This window comes from uncultured Algibacter sp. (assembly GCF_947495675.1).
In the GTDB taxonomy this organism is placed as follows: Bacteria; Bacteroidota; Bacteroidia; order Flavobacteriales; family Flavobacteriaceae; genus Algibacter_B.
In genome coordinates this window covers 125,695-147,756 of record NZ_CANLZX010000009.1, presented here as the reverse complement: position 1 = coordinate 147,756, position 22,062 = coordinate 125,695, and the positions used below count along the sequence as shown (strand labels likewise).

Below are 22,062 nucleotides of genomic sequence, written 5' to 3'. Positions count from 1 at the left end.
CCTTACCGTATCAATAACCGTTTCGTTTTTTGACAAAACAATATATTTTGTATTAGGGTTAATAATTTCACCACCAAAATATGCAAAATCAATAGCAGTTTCATCGCTATCTTTTTTACAACTAAATAATGTTAAAAGAATACAAGTAAATGTAATGCATAACTTCATAAATCCCTCCTGAGTCGTTTATAACAACAAAAATATAGCTTGTTATTTTAAAGTCCTGTTAATGCGTTGTTAAATGTTTACTAATCAAATTGGTCTATAAAATACTTAAAATTAGAGGTGTTAAGTTTTCGACTTACCAATGTAATTTTTTACTTTTGCAAAAAATTAAACAAACCTTTATGTTATCAGTATCAAATCTATCTGTTCAGTTCGGGAAACGTGTGCTTTTTGATGAAGTAAATACCACTTTTAATAATGGAAATTGCTATGGAATTATTGGCGCAAATGGCTCTGGGAAATCTACTTTTCTAAAGATTATTTCTGGAAAACAAGAACCAACTTCTGGTCATGTATCATTAGAGTCTGGTAAACGTATGTCTGTTTTAGAGCAGAATCATAATTTATATGATGAACATACTGTATTGGAAACAATATTGATGGGAAACAAACCATTATTTAAAATTAAAACTGAAATTGATGCGCTTTATGCAGATTATTCAGATGAAAATGCTGAAAAAATTGGAGAGCTTCAAGTTAAGTTTGAAGAAATGGATGGATGGAATGCAGATAGTAATGCCGCTTCAATGTTATCTAATTTAGGTATTAAGGAAGAGTTTCATTACACTTTAATGGCAGATTTAGATGGTAAACAAAAAGTACGTGTATTATTAGCTCAAGCTTTATTTGGAAATCCTGATGTCCTTATCATGGATGAGCCTACCAATGATTTAGATTACGAAACCATTTCGTGGCTAGAAAATTTCTTAGCAAATTATGATAACTGTGTGATCGTTGTATCTCACGATAGACACTTTTTAGACGCCGTTTGTACGCATATTTCAGATATAGATTTTGGAAAAATAAACCATTATTCTGGCAACTATACGTTCTGGTATGAGTCTTCACAATTAGCAGCAAGACAGCATGCACAGCAAAACAAAAAAGCTGAAGAAAAGAAAAAGGAATTAGAAGAATTTATACGTCGTTTTTCTGCTAACGTTGCAAAAAGTAAACAAGCAACAAGTAGAAAGAAAATGATTGAAAAACTTAATATTGCAGATATAAGAAGAACCAGTCGTCGTTATCCTGCTATTATTTTTGAACGCGAAAGAGAAGCTGGAGATCAAATTTTAAATATTGAAGGATTAACTGCTTCACTTGAAGGTGAAATTTTATTTAAAGACATTGATTTAAACTTAGCAAAAGGTGATAAAGTTGTTGTTTTTTCTAGAGACTCTAGAGCTACAACTGCATTTTATCAAATACTAAATAATAAAGAAAAAGCTGATTCTGGAAAATTTATGTGGGGTGTTACAACAACACAATCTTATTTACCATTAGATAATAGTGAGTTTTTTAATAATGATTTAACTTTAATTGATTGGTTACGCCAATGGGCAACTACTGAGGAAGAACGCGAAGAAGTTAATATTCGTGGTTTTCTTGGTAAAATGATTTTTAGTGGCGAAGAGGCTTTTAAAAAATCATCCGTTTTATCTGGAGGAGAAAAAGTAAGATGTATGTTATCTAGAATGATGATGATGAGAGCAAATGTTTTACAATTAGACGAGCCAACAAACCATTTAGACTTAGAAAGTATTACAGCATTTAATAATTCCCTTAAAAACTTTAAAGGCACAATTTTGTTTACAACTCACGATCATGAGTTTGCACAAACAGTTGCTAATAGAGTTGTAGAATTAACACCAAATGGTGTAATTGATCGTTACACTACGTTTGATGAATATATGCAAGACAAAAAAATTAAAGAGTTACGTGATAAAATGTATGGAGTAACGGCTTAGTTTAAAAGTAATTAACTTATAATAAAACCCTTAGATGTTATTTCTGAGGGTTTTTTGCATTTCACTAAATTTAAATGAACAACATTTTAAGGTTGGCTAAGGTATAAAGTATTTAAGTTGTGTTATTAACCTATAAAAGATACAGTTAGTCTAAATACTTGTAATAGAGTGTGTAACAGCAATATTTTTATGTTTATATTTAATTGCTATTAACCAATAATAACCCAACCAATGAAAAATTTTGTATCATTATTTTTTTTATTTATCGTTTTATCTTGTAATGATTCAATAGAAAGTTATGATAAAGTACCCGAGCCATCCTCAGAAGGACTTCAAGTTGTTAATGCTAGAATTGTACTTCCTGAGGGAACCCCATATGATGTTGAAGATTTAGAAGTTTCAACTCTAATAACTGATAAGGCTAAAATTTCTGATGATGGCACATATGTTGAAACTTTTGAGGGTTATGGTATGGAGCTTGTTTTAGCAACTAACTCTTCAGATAATATTGTATTGTTAGGGTATATAAATCCTGGTATATCTAATAATATTATTTTAAATGCAGAAACTACAGCAATCGCTTTGGTAATGTTACACCCATGGACAATTGACTTAAGTGTTAGTGATAAGGCTGCGGCAATTACTGATATAAAAAAGTTTCCTGCTTTTGCAACATATTTATCTTCTGTTGAAACAATGATTGCTTCTGGAGATGTAAATCCCTTAGGTTCTGAAATTATTATTTCTGAATTAGTTAAAGTTCATGAAAGTATTAATAGTAAAATATCTCAGATTAAAGATCCGCTATTATTTGATGTTGATGGAAATATTGCTAAAGTTACAAATAAAGAGAGTAGTGCTGTATATGGTGTAGGCTTGTATTCTGCTGGAGATTATTTTGGTGATAAAACGGTAGAAGCTTATAATTCAGATAAAAATACAGTTAGTTTTAATTTACCAAGTGATGGTAAATGGGAGTTAAGAGCCAAAAATGGTTTGGCCTTTGATGGGTCTCAAGAAGATTATATTGGGCGACGTACAAATGGGCATAATTTAGTTTTAGATTTAATAGGAATTATTTCAAGTGGTTATAAAGAGTCTGTAAAAAAACTGAAGTGTATTGGTGCCATTGGAAATTTTTTGTTTGGTGTAGGAGAAAGTTCTGTGGGATTTGTAGCTTTTAAAAAGTTTAAAAAAACAAAAAACCCACTAGATTTATTTAAACCTATTGGTAGTTTTGTTTTTGGTAATATTACTGGATTTAATGAACAAATTGCTGCATGTGCTACTCCAGGAAGTGGTTATAAAAAGTTTGATTTTGGAAGTAAGTTTAGGTTAATATCTAAGATTTTTGAAAAAATAGGGATAATTGAAAATGGTTGGAAAACTAGTAAACAAGTTTATGCATTAGTTAAATATGATAATGAAGTTAATTTTTGTTTCGTTAAAAATAAGGAGGATATTTCATTTTGTAATGGAATGATATTAACAGCTTTAGAAGGAAAATTAAACTTTGGGAAAATATCAACAAAAGCAAATAAAAGTTTAAGGCTTACAATTTCTAATAACATAGAAGACGGTAAAGTTATTGAAATTATTGGGTTTGAATTTCCTGATGATTCGGTTTTCGAAACAAATTGGGGTCCAAGAAATTATATAAACCCAAATGATAACGAAGTTGTAGAAATATTTTTTAAACCAGAGGTTGAAGGTGTTTATTCAGGAAAGTTAATTGTTAAAAATGATGCAGATCAAGAAAATAATGAAATTGAAATAATCGCAGAAGCTGTTGATGCTCTGTATTTAGATGATGCCTTAGATTTTGAAGTTGTAGCATTAAAAAATGAAGTTACACAAATGCTTACTATGCGAAATGATACTGATGAAGATATAGATGTTAGCTTAGAAATACCCAACGGATTTACTGTTAGTTGGAATGATGGAATAATTAAACCTAAAGAAACTATAATTATTGAAGTTACTTTTAAACCAGAAATGGTTCAAAATTATAATTCAGATATTATTGTTAATAGTTCTTTAGAACTTGAAAACAATAAAATTAAACTTTTTGCTTCTGGAATAAAAGGGCTAGAATTTAGTACTAAAAACATAGATTTTGAAGATGTTATTAAAGATGATGTTGTTACTAAAGAAATAACAGTTTATAATCCTTCAGAAGTTTTAATATCTGTTAATTCAATAAATTTACCAAATGGCTATACTATTAGTCCTAATAATTTTGAACTTGACGTAACTAAATTAGAGCAAGTATTAACAATTTCTTTTAAACCAGATGAAACAGGTCCATTTAACGGAGACATTACTTTAAATAATGATTTTGATCAAGTAAATAATAAGGTTAGTGTTAAAGGAAATGGAATTAGTGAAATAAATTCTATTGATGGCATTTGGTATGGTGAAACAAATGTAACAAAGTGCGAACCAGCACGATTTGATACGGTTACACCAAATTGTGAAATGCATAGTGTTTTAAATGAAAGAGATGTTGAATTTATTGGCGATACCACTTTATCATGTAGTACTGGATTTCAATGTGGCTTAGTAATTTTTGGTTTTTATACAGGAACTGAAACTGTTTTAAAGAATAAATTTGAATTTGATGGTACAACATTAATAATAGAAATGATAACTATGAGTTCTGGAAGCTATTTTAGTGGTAGAACTTATAACTATACTGGTGTTATAAATGAAAGTGGCGATAGGATAGAAGGTAATTATACTATGGATATGCCTGGTGGTATTTGGGGAGCTTATACAGAAGGATCTATGACATTTACTAAAAAATAATACAATATTATTTTGTTTTTTAAGCTTTATATAAAAGCTTAAAGCAAATAAAACAAAAATATATAATCAAGAGTTATTATATATAAACTTTAAAATTATTGCTTAATTTATTTCAAAAACAGAATTAGATTAATCTGTAATTTTAAAGTTCATTTTATGCAAAGTCTTAATCAATCTCTAATTCTGAGGTTAAATTTTTAATAATAGGTTTTGCGCTTTCAAGTTCATCTTTATGAACATGAATTTCTTGTAAACCTTGAATAGAAGAACCAAAACCAGCTAATCGTCCAGATTCAGATTCATCTTTAATTATGGCACAAATGTTTAAATTTTGAAGCTCATTAAATATGCGTTGAACTTCAATAAAATTTCCGGAAAATACTTTAATGTAGTTTGACATGACTTATAAAGTTTAGAGTTGTTTACTAAAGATACAAAATTTTTATGCAATTTGAAAAAAGGAATTAACTCATTATTGCTTTAATATTAGTTATTATATCTGTGTTATAAATTTACTCTTGTAATTCTGATCTTAAGTCTTCAACTATTTTTATAGCTTTATCATATTCATCCTTATGAACATAAACTAGTTTTAATATTGAATTGGATGCTCCAAACATAGGGAGTAAACCTGAGTCTGTTTGGTCTCTAAGTACTGGTATAATATCTAACTTTTCTAGTTCAAATGCTATTCGTTGGGCACTAATTGAGTTTCCGGTATAAATTTTAGTATAATTAGAATCTGGCATAACGATATGATTTAAAGATATCATTAATATACGAAATTTCTTTATATAAAAAAAGCCGACTATTAGTCGGCTTTTTATTTTTATGTATATGATAATTATCTCAATTCTGCACCTAGCTGTTTTTCAAAATTGCTTTGAAGTTTATTCATGATTTTATCAATTTGCTTATCGGTAAGCGTTTTGTTTTCATCTTGTAGAGTAAAACTAACCGCATAACTCTTTTTTCCTTTTGGTAAGTTTTTGCCTTGATATACATCAAATAAATTAACAGCTCTTAGCAATTGCTTTTCGGTTTGTTTAGCTATTTTATATATAGATTCAAAAGTAACATTGTCATCTAATAGTAATGCGAAATCACGTCGTACCTCAGGGTATTTTGGAATCGCTTTAAATTTAATTTTATTATGCTTAATTAAATCTAAAATACTATCCCATTTAAAATCGGCATAAATTACTTCTTGGTTTATATCAAAATGTTTTAATATTGGTTTTTTTACAAGACCAAAATCAACTAGCTTGTTTTTGCCAAGACTAAGGCTTAATCCTTCAGAAAATAAATCGCTTTTAATTGGCAATTCATTAAATCTTGAAATTCCTAAACGTTCAAGTAAAGAAATAATTAATCCTTTCATTAAAAAGAAATCACTTTTCTTACTCTTTTCTAGCCAGTTTTCCGAAGTTTGATTACCCGTTATAAAAATAGATAAATGCTTAAATTCTTCACGATTATCATCATAACCATGATATGTTTTACCAAATTCAAATAACTTTAAATCTGCACGTTTTCTGTTTATATTAAAGGATACTGTTTCTAATCCAGAAAACAATAAAGATTGTCTTAAAACCGACAAGTCATTACTTAAAGGATTAAGTATAGTAATATTGTGTTCTTGTTTAAGTTGCTCACTTAATGCAGTATAATTTGGAGTAGTTAACGAGTTTGAAAGGATTTCGAAAAAACCTTGAGACGCTAATTGATTTCCAATAATATTCTGAATTTTGTAATCTTCAAATCGTGTTGTCGTAGAAATTGAAGCATTTAACTTTTCTGTAGTTTTTATATTATTATAACCATAAACTCTCAGGATTTCTTCAATAACATCAGCTTCTCTAATTACATCATTTCTAAAGGCAGGTACTGTTAGACCTAAACCTGTTTCGGTTACATTATTAACTTTTATATCTAAAGAAGTTAAAATACGTTTTATTGTTTCTTTAGGAATTTCTTCACCAATTAACTTTTTAGTATTTTCAAAACTTAGTCGAACTTCAAAATCCTTAATTTTATTTGGATATATATCTGTAATATCACTCGTTATTTCACCACCAGCAAGGTCTTGAATAAGCAAGGCAGCTCGTTTTAATGCATATTCACATATATTTGGGTCTATACCACGTTCAAACCGAAAGGATGCATCTGTATTTAATCCATGACGCTTAGCAGATTTTCTAACACTTACAGGATTAAAATAAGCACTCTCTAAGAAAATACTTGTGGTACTATCTGTAACTCCCGAATCAATACCTCCAAATACACCAGCTATGCACATTGGTTTTTCGGCATCACAAATCATTAAATCATCTTCATGTAATTCGCGCTCTACACCATCTAAAGTGATAAATTTTGTTCCTGTTTCTAAGGTTTTAACTTCAATTTTATTTCCAGTAATTTTTACTGCATCAAAAGCGTGTAATGGTTGCCCCAAATCATGTAAAACATAATTGGTGGCATCTACAATATTGTTAATTGGAGTTAATCCTATAGCTTTTAAACGGTGTTGTAACCAGTTAGGTGATTCTGCAACTTTTAATCCAGAAATAGTAACGCCACAGTAGCGTGGTGCCAAATCTTTGTTGATTACTTCAACATCTACTTTTAGTGTGCGATTCTCAACATTAAAAGAACTTACAGAAGGCGTAATTAATTCTAAATTAATATCTTTTTGTAATAATCCTGCTTTTAAATCCCGTGCTGTACCTAAATGACTCATAGCATCTGCACGGTTTGGTGTTAAACCAATTTCAAATACTTTATCATTTTCAATTTTAAAAATATCAGCAGCAAGTGTTCCAACCTCAATATCATTATCTAAAACTAAAATACCTTCATGAGATTTTCCTAAACCTAATTCATCTTCGGCGCAAATCATTCCATGACTTTCTTCGCCTCTTATCTTGCCTTTTTTTATAGTCCAAGATTCGCCTTCTTCAGTATATAGTGTTGTTCCTATTGTTGCCACAGGTACTTTTTGACCGGCAGCTACATTAGGTGCGCCACATACTATTTGTAATGGTGATTCACCACCAATATTAACAGTTGTCACTTTAAGTTTATCTGCGTTGGGGTGTTTAATACAAGTTAAAACTTCGCCAATTACAACGCCTTCTAATCCTCCTTTAACCGATTGATAAGCTTCTAAACCTTCAACTTCAAGGCCTAAATCTGTAAGTAATTCGCTGGTTTGCTCTGGTGTCCAGTCTGTTTTTAAAAACTGTTTTAACCAATTATATGAAATCTTCATAAATCAATATCCTATTTGAACTTGCAAAGATAAAATATTGCGCTTAGCATTCAAATAAAGCTATTATAAAAACAGCGGTTTTTAATTTATTTGTAATAAATAGTTTAATTATAAATCTTCCAACATCAAATTAAAATCATATTGCAAATCCTCATGTAATTTATCAATCGTTTTTTTTGCTAATAAAATCTGTCTATTATACATGTTTTGAAGTTGTGTACTCCGATTTATACTTGGTTTAAAATCTTTTAATTTCTTACAAAAGTAGAGTAGGAGTTCTACTTCGGTTTCTTTTTTTTGTGAGTAGCGAATAAATTTTTTAACGTTTCGGAGTATTTTTCTAACACTTTTCCTAATATAGAAGTAGCTTTTGGTGTTAATTAATTCAAACTCATCATCCATATAACCTTTTACACTTTCAATATAACCAGCTTCATCATGAGATTCGAATAATAAATAGGTTAATAATTCTTTGTTTTCTTTTTTAAATTTAGACAAGCGAAGGCATAATTCTGCTAATTCGTTAGAAGACAGGTGTTTTAATTCTTTTTTTATAGTTACTACAGAAACAGCTTTCATGACCTTATTTTGATTTATGGTTAAATATAAAAAAACCATCACAAGTGTAATGGTTTTTAATGTGTTTAAAAAACTATTAATGCTTTGTGTTTATCTATTTTATTTTTGTGAATTTATAAGTGTTTCTGGTTAAGCTGTCTCCACTTTTTTTAAAAACTACTTTTTTACTGATGGTGTAATTGTTTTTATTAAACTGATGTGTTATAAACATAGTTGCTTTTTTACCATTATCTTTTCCCTGATACGATGTAATAAGGGTTCTTGTATTGTTGTCTAGGGTATTTGATATTATTGCTTCATTACCATAATAGGTACCATTTTTTTTAATTTTAACAACAGACTTAATGTTTTTATTAGGCTCATATACATATTGCATGTCTGATTTAATGGCATTGCCATCAATAGTTATTTGTAACTTGGTTTCTATAGTTGTTGGTTTTCCTGATTGGTAGTCTTTATAGGTTAATGTGCCTTTCCATTTCGTATTATTCAATAAATTAAAGTCTGACATTGAAACTGAATCTTGTGTGTTACCTATTAAACCGAAAAGCACTATTGTTACTACTAATATTAAATTTTTCATAATTTTTATTTTAAAGTTTTAATAATTAAATAATCTAATCCGAAACGACCTGAGCCAAAATACAGGTTGTACATGGCTACCCAAAGAAATCCCATTGCAGGTAGTATACTCCATATGCCTTGCCCCCATTTTTGCATAAAAATGGCAACCAGCATGGTACATAGTATTAAAAATGATGCGATTCTTGTTTTTAAACCGAAAGCTAGTAGAAGTCCGCCAACGGATTCACTAAAAGCACCCATCCACGCAAAAAAGACAGGTGCCAAAGCAAATATGCCACCAAATGTAGCTACATCTTCTGTAAACCAGGCTGATACTTCAAATAGACTTAAATTTTTGTCCTCTGGTGTCCATGGCATTCCAAATTTTGAAGATCCAAAATCTAATGTTAAAAGCATACCACAAATAAATCTTATGATTGCAAATTGTAAATCTGCAAACCAATGTTTTTGAGTGATTGGTGTGATTAATAGTTTAATGATTTTCATAACATTCCATTTTTGTTTTATGAGACAAATTTGAAACATTATGAGCTGTTCTAAGACTTAAATTATATTAAAAGGTCTTAAATACGATTTGAGACGTCTTAATTTATGGTTGACTTTAAATATTCTGAAGGTGAGTGATTAGTGAGTTTTTTAAACACACGATTAAAAGTCGCTTTACTATTAAAACCACATTCTTGTGCAATACCTAATAACGAGAGTTGTTTGTGTTTATTGGCTTTTAACATGGCTTTAAAAGCGTTAACACGGTACATGTTTACAAAATCATTGAAGTTTTTGCCAAACCCAGAGTTTATAATTTCGGAAAGTTGTGCGCGAGACATGTTTGCTTGTTCTGCCAAATCAGATAAGTTTAGTTCGGGGTTTAGAAATACTTTATCGTGTTCCATTAAGGATTTTACGAGTTTTATATCTTCATTTGAAATAGACTTTCTTTTATTATCTAAATGTTCTGGAATGGCTTCGACATTAGGAGAGAAACTAAAATTTAATTTTTTAAGTTTAGTAGTGTCAGTAAAATAACCCTTTGTTCCTATGTAAAGTGTGATTAACGCTCCAAGCAAATTAAGCCACCAACGTTGTTCGTAATTTAAATCTATTACATAAGTACCCACTATAGTTTGTATTGTATCATACAAAAACAATAAAGTAAATAAAATTAAGAAACTTAAAATCCAATTAAGTTCTAATTTAAAAGTGTTAGAAAAATAGTTTTTTATTTTTTTTCGATAGTTATAAAAAAGCTGGAATGTAAATGCTAAATATAATAACATAAAAGGAAACTCAATAAAGCTAATAATAGGTTGAACAATAGCTTCATCTAAACTAATTTTTAAGATTCCATTCTGTGTTTCGCTAAAACCAGGCTGTAAAGCATCATAAATAAAAATAGACATTCGGTAAAAAACAAACGTTAATGCAAGCCCGAAATGCCACCAGTCTTTTTTTCGAAATTTAAAGTTTGAAGCCGTTACAGATTTTACATATAAATAAATTAATGGCGCTAATACTATACCTATGTTAAATAAGAAATAATTGATTTTTGTAGTTCTAAATACATTATACCAACCCATAAAGCCTATGGTGTAACATGTTTGACTATAGCAGGTTAGCATTAGAATTAAGGCTAGAAATAAATCAGAAATATGACCTTTACGTTTATATTTTACAAGAAGTAAAACAGCAAAAATTAAACCTTGAATAACAAGAATTAAAAGCGGAGTACTTCTTATATTAAAATCTGGAAACAAATAATAATTATTTAGAACTCTAAAATAATATTATTATCTCAGTTTAGGAAAATCATTAGGACTCAATTCGTGCATGACATCGTAAACAGCTTCATAAATATCTTCTGCTGAAGGTTTAGAGAAGTAATCTCCATCATTACCATATGCTGGCCTATGCGATTTTGCAGTTAAGGTTTTTGGAGCACTGTCTAGATATTTAAATCCGTTTTGTTCATTTATTATTTTATCTAAAATATAAGCAGAAGCTCCACCAGGAACATCTTCATCAATAATCATGACTCTATTTGTTTTGGCTATACTTTTAACTATATCATGATTTAAATCAAAAGGCATTAAAGATTGTACATCAATAATTTCTGCATCAATACCAACAGCCAATAAATCTTTTGCTACTTGTTCAACAATACGTAGGGTAGAACCATATGAAACTAATGTAATATCAGAACCTTCTTTAATAGTTTCTACTACACCAATAGGTGTTTTAAGGTTGCCTAAATTGTTTGGCATTTTTTCTTTAAGTCTATAGCCATTTAAGCATTCAATTACTATTGCAGGGTCATCGCCAAGTAATAGTGTATTGTAAAACCCTGCAGCTTTAGTCATATTTCTTGGCACTAATAAATTAACGCCTTTTACTAAATTTAGAATGCCGCCCATTTGAGAGCCCGAATGCCATATTCCCTCTAATCTGTGCCCACGTGTTCTTATAATTAATGGTGCTTTTTGTTTTCCTTTTGTTCTATAGTGTAGTGTAGCTAGATCGTCACTAATTATTTGTAAAGCATATAGAATATAATCTAAATATTGAATTTCTGCAATTGGTCTTAAACCACGAATTGCCATTCCTATACCTTGTCCAATAATGGTTGCTTCTCTAATACCAGTATCTGCAACACGTAATTCACCATGCTTTTCTTGAAGCCCTTCTAACCCTTGATTAACATCGCCAATATTACCGGTGTCTTCTCCAAAAACTAAAGCTTCTGGATAACTACTAAAAATGGTGTCAAAATTATCTCTAAGAATGATTCTGCCATCAACTAGTTTGGCATCATCATTATAAGTTGCTTTAATTTCTTTTATTCTAGTGTTAGAACGTTGTGTTTCAGAATATAAATGCGAACTAAATTTTGGTTGTACTTGTTCGAAAATGGAGTCTATCCATTTGCTCAATATTTTTTTCTCTGGAATAGATTCACCAACAATATATCTTAACGCTTTTCTTGCATGAGATAAAATGTCTTTTCTTGTAGGTTCATTTATATTTACAAGACTATCTTTTAATTTAGCAATAAAAACACCATTAACACTAACAGATTTTACTTGTTTTAATATTGAAATTAAATCTTGTTGTTCACTTTTTATAGGTCTTAAAAAAGTGTTCCAAGCATTCTTTTTAGCTTCTCTAACATCTCTTTTTGCAGCTCTTTCAATTTCTACTAATGCTTCGTTAGTAGCAATTCCACTTTCAAGAATCCATTCACGTAATTTGACATTACAATCGTTTTGGGCTTCCCATTCTAATCGTTCAGCATTTTTGTATCTCTCATGAGATCCAGAAGTAGAATGACCTTGTGGTTGTGTTAATTCTTGTACATGAATTAAAACAGGAACATGTTCTTCTCTAGCAATGGCTGATGCTTCTTGATATGTTTCAATTAAGTTTGCATAATCCCAGCCTTTTACACGTAAAATTTCGTAGCCTTTTGAGTTTTTGTCTCTTTGAAAACCTTTTAATATTTCTGATATGTTTTCTTTAGTGGTTTGATGTTTTGCATGAACTGAAATGCCATATTCATCATCCCAAACACTAATTACCATTGGTACTTGTAAAACACCTGCAGCATTTATGGTTTCAAAAAACAGGCCTTCACTAGTACTTGCATTACCAATTGTGCCCCAGGCTACTTCATTTCCATTATTTGAAAATCCAGTAGTATTTATACCTTTAACTTCTCTAAATATTTTTGATGCCTGAGCTAAACCTAGTAAACGTGGCATTTGTCCTGCAGTTGGAGAAATATCTGCACTAGAATTATATTGGCTAGTTAAGTCTTTCCAGCTACCGTTTTCATTTAAGCTATGTGTAACAAAATGACCACCCATTTGCCTACCAGCAGACATAGGTTCTAGTTCTATATTTGTATTAGCATATAATCCAGCAAAAAATTGCTCTGGTGTGAGCTCACCTATAGCCATCATAAAAGTTTGGTCTCTGTAATATCCAGATCTCCAATCACCTTTTTTAAATGCTTTTGCCATAGCTAACTGAGGAACTTCTTTGCCATCGCCAAAAATTCCAAACTTAGCTTTACCTGTTAAAACCTCTCGTCTTCCAATTAAACTACATTCTCGACTAATCATAGCAGTTTTGTAGTCATTGATGACTTCTGCTTTAAAATCTTCAAAAGATAAATTGTTTTCCAAGTTGGTTATGGGTTGCATAGGTTCATGCTTTAGCTTTTGCAAAAGTAGTTAAAATACAGCTTTTTTGCAATTTATTTTAGCGTTAAAAAGTTATTAAATTCTTAAAATTTAAAGAATAATTAACAAAAAAATAAATAATATGCAATACTAATTGCTTTTTTATGATTATTTTTTAAACAAAAGCTTTTAATACCAACGTCTTCTAAATAGTCCTAAAAGTGCTTGAGGATCTGCAGTAAATTTAAAACGTATTTTTTGGTCGTAGTTAGGCTGACCAATTTCCCAACCTAAATTTGAATAAATAGGAAGATATATTTCAAAATAATCTGTTACTAAATTAATTCGAATACCAGAATCATAAACAAAATTTGGAGCACGAAACTTATTTTTTACTAAACCTATATCGCCATAGGCTAGAATGTATTTCCATAATGTTGTACTAGCATTTAATGTGGTTATCCATTGATTAGCAAACGGTGTTTTTAATTTTGATTTAAATCCGCCTTCTGCTTCAATATATTGTTGACTAAAAATTCCTGAAGCTTCAGAACGCCCTAAGTAATTGTAATCGAATAAATAATCTGTAGGTCTGTCTAAAGCAAAACTAAAAAAATTAGAATCTGGATTTGTTTTATTGCCTAAAAAGGTTCCTGCAAAAGCTCTAATGTTTAATTGTCTATTACTTTCAAATAATCTTCTAAACTCATAATTTAAAGATATTTTACTAAATTTTTCTCCAATTTGAAAATCTGAATACCATTTACTGAATTTAATCAAATTATCATTTGAATTAACATACCGTATATTAAACACACTATAATTTGGTTCGTTAGAAGTTAAAATATTATTCACATCTTTATCTCTATGAATATTTACGTGCCTAATACTTAACCATTGTCTTTTATTTGACCTAAAATCGTCATTTTCTCTAAAAAGCAACTGAATTGAAGGTGTTATTTGTCTCACAAATAAATTTTCTGCAAAAGAGTTATAGCTAGCTGCAATGCCATAATGTATGGTATACAAATTGCTATTTTGTATGTAATGACTTTTAAAAATGGAAGCTGCGCCTGTTATAGATCTTGATTTTAAGGAGTAACGAGGTGCGATTTTGTAATTAAATAATTTTCTTAATACCGTTTTATTATAAACTTTTGCACCTAATGTAATACCATCATAAATATTGTTAAACTCTGCTATGGGCATAAAAAACACTTGGTTATAGTAAGGGTCTTCAACATCTTGAAATACCCTAAATTGTAAGGGTTTGTTGTTGAAAAAGAAACCTTTTAATGATTTCCAGTTATCTCTTAAATTAAATTCTGGAATCGTGTTATTATAGTTTAGTACAAGCTTATTAGCATCTAACCTAGGAATTGTAATTGTTTTGCTTTCATTTATATTTTCAATCCACATTTTTGAAATGATACTATCATTATTGAGAGTATACAAAGAAACAGGCATGTTATTTTTGCTTTTATTCTTTATAGTAAGTGTAATTGAATCTTCGGTTTTATTAACTTTTTTAATTTTAAAGTCTATTTTTTTGCGTGTTTTTAAGTAATCTTCAAAAAACCAATCTATATCCTTATCTGTTTTAGATTTTATAAAGCTTTCAAAATCTTTTGCAGTTGTTTGTTCTAATTTATTAACTTTTAAAAATGATTCTATACTATTCTCTACAATATCTTGATTTACAAAATCATCTAAATATTTTAAACCAACTCCAGCTTTAAATTTATTAGCTATATTTTTATTAAACTTTAATAAAGAATCTTTAGCCATAGTTAATGGTTGGTCCCTATTGGTTCGTGCCATTAACATATATGATAGTACATATTTATCATTAAACTTCATGTCTGCAGCATGAAATGATCTTACGCCCCAAAAATTGGCTATTGTCCCTAAAAATTTCATATTTGGGTAATGCTCATCAACATATTTCATTAAATAATAAATCTGAATACCATCAATTAACCAGTGTTCCTTTCTTGGATTTATTAAAAGCGTGTTTTCTAAATAATTGTGTAAAGCTATTTTTAGAAATTGAAGCTCGTATTGAAAACTTTTTGGGTATGGTTTTATAAAACTTGGTAAAAAATTTAACCCATAAATAGGGTCTTTATCATAATCAATTTGAGTTAAAAGGAGTTTTTTATGAGGATAATTACCAAAATTATTAAAAATAAAATCTTTAACCTTTTCGGTAATTAATACTTTTTCAATGACTTCAAGACCTTGGTCATTTATGTTTGAGATAATTGAAAAATCTTCATCTTGAATCGTTTTAAAATTAGACGCTTTGTTTAAAAATAGTTTATTATTAATTCGATTATTTCCTTTTAGGGTAACTATTTGTTTGTTAGTAAGTTGCTTAGTGTTAATTATATCTAATTCTGAAGTTAATGCATAGCCATTAGGATGCTCAATTTCTAAAGTTATGTTTGATTTAGGTATAAATAAATCATCTAAATTTTTATTGCTATAATAGTGCCATTCTCCATCGTAAATAGCGGGTGTTATATACCAATATCTTAAATTTATTTCACCGTCATCAGTAATTCCATAACTTGTAAATTTAGCATTTGGTATTTTTGCTATATACTCTAAATGTATGGTATATGACTCTTTAGGTTTTAAAGGTTCAAATAAATCGACTTTAAGAATATCAATTTGATCTTTTAATTGCGTAAAAACTAAATCTTTATCATTTTGTTTAATAGAAGTTATTACTGAATAGCCTCTATCTTCATTTTTAGCAAGATGAAAATCGTTGTTATACTCATCAGCAATACGAATAGCTAAAGGTGTTTTTTTTGTTGAATAACTGTTATTCCAATCGTTAAGATAGATAGTCTTTAATTCGTTATTTGTAGTGTTTTGATAATGAATAGTTTGAGATATCTTTATTTGTTTATTTTCAATATCAAAAATAGCCTTAACATCAATTTTGTTTTGACTAAAACTAGTCAAACAAATTAATAGTAAAATAATACAATTAAAATGGTGAAATTTCAATTTTCAATAGCATTAAAGGTTAATATATTCATGTAAGGCGACGCAATATAATAAAATATGATGGCTTATAACTTGACTTAGCGGTTATTATGCTAGCATAATTAATTATATGATAGAATGAAAAAAAAATGTGATTCTTTAAAAATTAGGACTGTAACCAGATTCTTTGTAGAAACTATCAAGAATATGAATAACTTCATCTTCGGTATCTACTAAGTGAATAAGGTCTAAATCTTTTTCACTAATATTTCCAAAGTCATTTAAAAGTGTCTTTTTTACCCAATCCATAATACCTTCCCAGAAATCTGTACCTACAAGTATAATAGGGAATTTACCTATTTTGTTAGTCTGAATAAGCGTAATTGCTTCAAAAAGTTCATCTAAGGTTCCAAAACCACCTGGCATTACTACAAAACCCTGCGAGTATTTAACAAACATAACTTTTCTAACAAAAAAGTAATCAAAATCTAAACTCTTATCATTGTCAATGTATGGATTGTCATGCTGTTCAAATGGTAAATCAATATTTAAACCAACTGAAGTTCCACCTCCTAAATGCGCACCTTTGTTTCCAGCTTCCATTATACCAGGACCACCACCTGTAATAACGCCATAACCAGCTTCTACAATCTTTTTAGCAATACTTTCTGCTAATTTGTAATATTTATGGTCTGGTTTTGTTCTTGCTGAACCAAAAATAGAAACACAAGGTCCTATTTTACTCATTTTTTCAAAACCATTAACAAACTCGCCCATTATTTTAAAAATGGCCCAAGAATCATTAGTTTTAATTTCATTCCAGCCTTTATGGTGTTTTTCTTTTCTCATAATTTATTTTTATATAATATATTTTTTTTAAATGATGCTAACCGGCTAATTTAATTCTTTTTTAAGGAACTTAGCTGTATAACTTTTTTTGTGTTTTATAATGTCTTCTGGGGTTCCTTCAACAATTATTTGACCACCACCTTTTCCGCCTTCGTAGCCAATATCAATAATGTGATCTACTGTTTTTATTACATCAAGATTGTGTTCTATAATAAGTACTGTGTTTCCTTTATCTGCAAGTTTATTAAGTACAATCATTAAAACTCTTATATCTTCAAAATGTAATCCTGTTGTGGGTTCGTCTAATATATAAAATGTGTTACCAGTATCTCTTTTTGAAAGTTCGGTAGCTAATTTTATTCGTTGTGCTTCACCACCAGAAAGGGTTGTGCTTTGTTGTCCAAGTGTTATGTAACCTAATCCAACATCTTTAATGGTTTTTAGTTTTTTATGTATTTTAGGTATATGCTCAAAGAATTCTACAGCTTCATTCATGGTCATGTTTAAAACATCACTAATGTTTTTTCCTTTATAGCGAATTTCTAAAGTTTCACGGTTAAAGCGTTTGCCTTGGCAGGTTTCGCATTCTACATACACATCTGGAAGAAAATTCATTTCAATAACCCGTAAACCACCACCTTGACAGGTTTCGCATCGGCCACCTTTAACATTAAAACTAAATCGACCAGGTTTGTAACCACGAATCATGGCTTCTGGTATTTTTGCAAACAAAGCTCTAATTTCCCCAAATGTACCTGTATAAGTTGCAGGATTACTTCTTGGTGTTCTTCCAATAGGAGATTGGTTAATGTCAATAACTTTATCAATATGTTTTAAGCCCTTAATGCTTTTATATGGCATTGGTTTTTTAACACCGTTAAAATAATATGCATTTAAAATAGGGTAGAGGGTTTCGTTAATTAATGTAGATTTTCCACTACCGGAAACACCAGTAACACCTATCATTTTTGCTAGTGGGAATTTAACCGAAACATTTTTTAAGTTATTCCCTGTACAGCCTTTAAGTTCTAAAAATTTACCGTTTCCTTTTCTACGTTTTTTAGGGACTTCAATTTCTTTTTTACCGTTTAGATAGTCTGCAGTAAGTGTATCATGTGTTTTAAGTTCATCAGGATTGCCAATACTTATAATTTCTCCACCATATTTTCCAGCTTTTGGACCAATATCTATTACATAATCTGCACGCTCAATCATGTCTTTATCATGTTCGACTACGATTACTGAATTACCAATATCGCGAAGTGATATTAAAGAATTTATTAATTTTTCGTTATCGCGCTGGTGTAAACCAATACTTGGTTCGTCAAGAATATAAAGCACTCCAACAAGTTGTGAACCTATTTGTGTTGCTAACCTAATGCGTTGTGCTTCGCCACCAGATAAAGATTTTGAGCTACGGTTTAAGGATAAATAATCTAAGCCAACATCGAGTAAAAACTGAATTCTAGATTTTATTTCTTTAATAACTTCTTCTCCAATTTTTAATTGTTTTTCTGAAAGTGTTTCGTTTAAAGTACTAAACCATTCGGCAAGCTCAACTATATCTGTATTTGCAAGTTCTGCTATGTTTTTGTCGTTTATTTTGAAGTAAAGCGATTCTTTTTTTAAGCGAGAACCATCACATACAGGACATTCAACTTTGTCCATGTACTCTTTAGCCCAACGTTTTAAAGATCTAGATTCGGCCGTTTTATATTGATTTTCTATAAAATTAGCGACCCCTTCAAAATCTATTTTATAATTACGTGTTACGCCTAGAGTTTTACTTTCTACTGAAAATTTATCATTTCCACCATAAAGGATTATTTGTTTAGCTTCTTCAGGTATATCTTTATAAGCATCGGTTAATTTAAAATCGAAACGTTGAGCAATAGTTTCGAGTTGTTTAAAAATCCAACTACTTTTTTGCGGACCATGTGGTGCTAATGCCCCAGCTTTAATAGATAAAGAGTCGTCTGGAATAATTTTAGCCTCGTTAATTTGATAAAGCGAACCAATACCATTACAATTAGAGCATGCGCCTTTAGGCGAATTGAACGAAAAGTTATTTGGTTCTGGGTTTGGGTATGAAATACCGGAAGTAGGGCACATTAAACTTCTACTAAAATAGCGTGTTTCGTTGGTGTCTTGGTCTATAACTAAAAGCACATCTTCACCATGATACATGGCTGTGTTAATGGTTTCGGTAAGGCGTTTGTCATTATCAACTTCATCATTTATAACTAATCTGTCAATAACAATTTCAATATCATGATTCTTGTAGCGGTCTAATTTCATCCCTTTTACAATATCACGAATATCGCCATCGGTTCTTACTTTTACAAAGCCTTGTTTTGCTATTTGTTCGAATAGTTCGCGGTAATGTCCTTTTCTAGAACGTACTACAGGCGATAATATATTAATGCGCTTACCTTTAAAATCTTTTATAATAAGCTCTTTAATTTGCTCGTCGCTATAGCTTACCATTTTTTTGCCCGTGTTATAACTGTACGCATCACTAGCACGTGCAAATAATAGTCTCATAAAATCGTAAATCTCAGTAATAGTACCTACTGTAGAACGTGGCGATTTACTAGTTGTTTTTTGCTCAATAGCAATAACAGGAGAGAGTCCATCAATTTTATCTACATCTGGACGTTCTAATCCTCCTAAAAATTGTCTGGCATAAGCAGAGAATGTTTCAATGTAACGACGTTGTCCTTCGGCATAAATAGTATCAAAAGCCAGAGAAGATTTTCCACTACCAGATAAACCCGTAATAACTACAAGTTTTTCGCGTGGTATGGATACATCAATGTTTTTAAGATTGTGTACGCGTGCTCCTTTAACTTCGATAAAATCTGTGAATTGACTCATAAATTGGCAAAGTTGCGAAGTTACACTTTTTGCGATTAAAAAAGAAGTGGGGTTAAGGTGTAGTTTTGTTAAATTCTATTTAAAATGTATGGGTGTAAAAAAACATGAGTATTATTTGATAGCCATCTTTAAAATCGAAATTTTCAAAAAAAGAGTATTGTTTAAATATTCGATATTTCTATCGAAATTTTAACATCTTCCCATAGTTTATTTTCATGATATTCTCCGCAAATGGTATTAAATACGTTATAAGCGTTTTCCCAATTAAATACATTTAAATCGGGTATTTTCCCATTAAGTATAATTTTATTGGACTCTAGAATAACATCCAATACAACTTGTTGAGAAATACCATTCATGCTAAAAGTTATCCAGGCATTTTCTTCGTTATAGTTATCTACAATACCAGAAATTTGAGAAGTGAAAGCATTGAAAAAACTGGCAACATTTTGAGTGCGTTCAGTTTCATTTCCAACATTAACAGAGCTTGCATCTATAAGCACATTAGCGCCGTTTAATAGGTCTATAAGGTTTACTGCGCTATCATTTAGGTTATAACTTATTACAGAGTCAAAAGTCCCGCTAACACCAGCTCTATTGTCGAAATCTGGATATTTGTAAGCCGTCCAATTCACCTTAATAGGATTGTCATCTTGAGGAGAATCTGATTGTAATATGTTTAAAAACGTTTTAAAACTGTTTTTTTCCTCTGTAGATAGTTGTTCTTGATCTGCTGGAGGCATAACAATATTAGTGGTAGCATTAATGCGCTCTAACATTTGCGAAATATTCGATTTAGTTTTCTCGTAGGAGTCATAGCGATTAGCTCCTTCTGTATGATAAACATGACATGAAATACACTTGGTGTCTATAACAGGTTTTAATGTAGTCTCATAATAAAGCTTTGCCTCAGTATCATTAGTAGGGTATAATTCTTCTGCATGGTTACTGGTACAGGCAGAGAATAAACACAATTGAAATATTAAGATTAAAAAAATTATTCTATTATAACACATTTTACTAAAGCTATTTCGTTAAACATATCATCATAACCACTAAAAATCCCTTTGATTATAATATTCATGCCTTCTGTTAAGTTTTGTTGTGGATCGCTATTATCGATTTCACATTTTATACCATCGTTTAAAATTAAAATTGAGGTATTCGTACCTTTTTCGATAAGACTAATTTTTCCGGAAACTGTAATTATTTTATCAAAAAATACCGTACTTACATTTTCATCTTGATTGAATTTTTCAATTAGTTCAATAGCCGAAAAAGAATAATCGGAGTTAGTTGATAAAACATCTTGCTTTGGTTTGTTGTATTGATATCTAGCATAACAAAGTGTAGCTATTATAACAACACTTAAAGTGATAATGGCGCGTTTCATCTCTTGTTTATTTGTAAGTAGCATCTATAACCACCTCAATTTCTGGGGCAATTTTATCTTTTACTAATGCAGGGACCTCTATATTAAAAGCTTCAAGATTAATAGGGAATTTTGATTTTAAGTTTACCGTTTTGTCTGAATTAACTATAATTTCTGCGATAGTATTTAAAGGTTTTGTAACACCATGGAAAATCATTTGGCCCTTAATTTCAACGTTTTCGTATGTTTTAGCTTCTGTTAAATCAATATCTTCATTAAAAGTACCTTTAAACTTGGCAGCAGGATATTTTTCAGAATGCACATATTTTTCATTAAAATGTTCTTCCATTAATGCTTTTTCGAATTTGAAGGACTTTAAAAGTACATTAAAAGCAACTGTTTTTTTTGGTAATAATAAGATACTCGCTGCTTGATTGTTTTCGGCATAAATATTTTCTACTGGAGTTTCCGAAAAAAAGGAAGCCTTAGCGGTTCTGGTAATAAGTTTGTCTTGAGCGAAAATGATGTTAAAAGTTAGTAATAATACTAATAGGGAAAAATTTTTCATAT

The 22,062-nt window shown here is 30.0% G+C and carries 16 protein-coding genes; 2 read left to right on the top strand and 14 right to left on the bottom strand.

From position 1 onward, the window contains the following. Nucleotides 1-347 precede the first annotated feature (347 nt). Nucleotides 348-1,973 carry an ATP-binding cassette domain-containing protein gene (locus tag Q0842_RS08260; RefSeq protein WP_298496679.1) on the top strand — a complete coding sequence of 542 codons (1,626 nt, stop codon included), beginning with the start codon at nt 348-350 and terminating at the stop codon, nt 1,971-1,973. 231 nt (nt 1,974-2,204) lie between these two features. Beyond that, the gene (locus Q0842_RS08255; RefSeq protein ID WP_298496677.1) at nt 2,205-4,781 is read left to right on the top strand and encodes a hypothetical protein; all 2,577 of its coding nucleotides are present in this window, start codon (nt 2,205-2,207) and stop codon (nt 4,779-4,781) included. 166 nt (nt 4,782-4,947) lie between these two features. On the opposite strand, the gene Q0842_RS08250 is transcribed toward Q0842_RS08255, so the two are convergent. From Q0842_RS08250 to Q0842_RS08185, 14 genes are all read right to left on the bottom strand, one after another. Next, nucleotides 4,948-5,181: a DUF2007 domain-containing protein gene (locus tag Q0842_RS08250; RefSeq protein ID WP_298496674.1), complete on the bottom strand. Its 234-nt coding sequence runs from the start codon at nt 5,179-5,181 to the stop codon at nt 4,948-4,950. 112 nt (nt 5,182-5,293) lie between these two features. Next, nucleotides 5,294-5,530, bottom strand: coding sequence for a DUF2007 domain-containing protein (locus Q0842_RS08245; RefSeq protein ID WP_298496672.1), 237 nt, complete (start codon nt 5,528-5,530; stop codon nt 5,294-5,296). Nucleotides 5,531-5,625: 95 nt separating this feature from the next. Then, on the bottom strand, nt 5,626-8,052 hold the full coding sequence (pheT, locus tag Q0842_RS08240; RefSeq protein ID WP_298496669.1) for a phenylalanine--tRNA ligase subunit beta: 2,427 nt from the start codon (nt 8,050-8,052) through the stop codon (nt 5,626-5,628). 108 nt (nt 8,053-8,160) lie between these two features. Further along, nucleotides 8,161-8,631 carry a hypothetical protein gene (locus tag Q0842_RS08235; RefSeq protein WP_298496667.1) on the bottom strand — a complete coding sequence of 157 codons (471 nt, stop codon included), beginning with the start codon at nt 8,629-8,631 and terminating at the stop codon, nt 8,161-8,163. A 94-nt stretch (nt 8,632-8,725) separates the two neighbouring features. After that, nucleotides 8,726-9,214, bottom strand: coding sequence for a hypothetical protein (locus Q0842_RS08230; protein WP_298496664.1), 489 nt, complete (start codon nt 9,212-9,214; stop codon nt 8,726-8,728). Between the two features lie 5 nt (nt 9,215-9,219). Then, complete coding sequence (locus Q0842_RS08225) at nt 9,220-9,702, bottom strand: DoxX family protein (protein WP_298496661.1); 483 nt, start codon at nt 9,700-9,702, stop codon at nt 9,220-9,222. A gap of 98 nt (nt 9,703-9,800) precedes the next feature. After that, a complete protein-coding gene (locus Q0842_RS08220; protein WP_298496658.1) occupies nt 9,801-10,970 on the bottom strand; it encodes an AraC family transcriptional regulator in 1,170 nt (389 codons plus the stop codon). Between the two features lie 33 nt (nt 10,971-11,003). Then, nucleotides 11,004-13,415: a thiamine pyrophosphate-dependent enzyme gene (locus Q0842_RS08215; protein WP_298496655.1), complete on the bottom strand. Its 2,412-nt coding sequence runs from the start codon at nt 13,413-13,415 to the stop codon at nt 11,004-11,006. A gap of 168 nt (nt 13,416-13,583) precedes the next feature. Further along, nucleotides 13,584-16,370 carry a metalloprotease gene (locus Q0842_RS08210; RefSeq protein ID WP_298496652.1) on the bottom strand — a complete coding sequence of 929 codons (2,787 nt, stop codon included), beginning with the start codon at nt 16,368-16,370 and terminating at the stop codon, nt 13,584-13,586. Between the two features lie 183 nt (nt 16,371-16,553). Beyond that, nucleotides 16,554-17,243, bottom strand: coding sequence for a TIGR00730 family Rossman fold protein (locus Q0842_RS08205; protein WP_298496647.1), 690 nt, complete (start codon nt 17,241-17,243; stop codon nt 16,554-16,556). A 45-nt stretch (nt 17,244-17,288) separates the two neighbouring features. After that, nucleotides 17,289-20,120, bottom strand: coding sequence for an excinuclease ABC subunit UvrA (gene uvrA / locus Q0842_RS08200; RefSeq protein WP_298496644.1), 2,832 nt, complete (start codon nt 20,118-20,120; stop codon nt 17,289-17,291). Between the two features lie 161 nt (nt 20,121-20,281). Further along, the gene (locus Q0842_RS08195; RefSeq protein ID WP_298496643.1) at nt 20,282-21,094 is read right to left on the bottom strand and encodes a hypothetical protein; all 813 of its coding nucleotides are present in this window, start codon (nt 21,092-21,094) and stop codon (nt 20,282-20,284) included. Nucleotides 21,095-21,117: 23 nt separating this feature from the next. After that, nucleotides 21,118-21,513 carry a hypothetical protein gene (locus Q0842_RS08190; RefSeq protein WP_298496640.1) on the bottom strand — a complete coding sequence of 132 codons (396 nt, stop codon included), beginning with the start codon at nt 21,511-21,513 and terminating at the stop codon, nt 21,118-21,120. Nucleotides 21,514-21,520: 7 nt separating this feature from the next. Next, complete coding sequence (locus Q0842_RS08185; protein ID WP_298496637.1) at nt 21,521-22,060, bottom strand: YceI family protein; 540 nt, start codon at nt 22,058-22,060, stop codon at nt 21,521-21,523. Nucleotides 22,061-22,062: the final 2 nt, after the last annotated feature.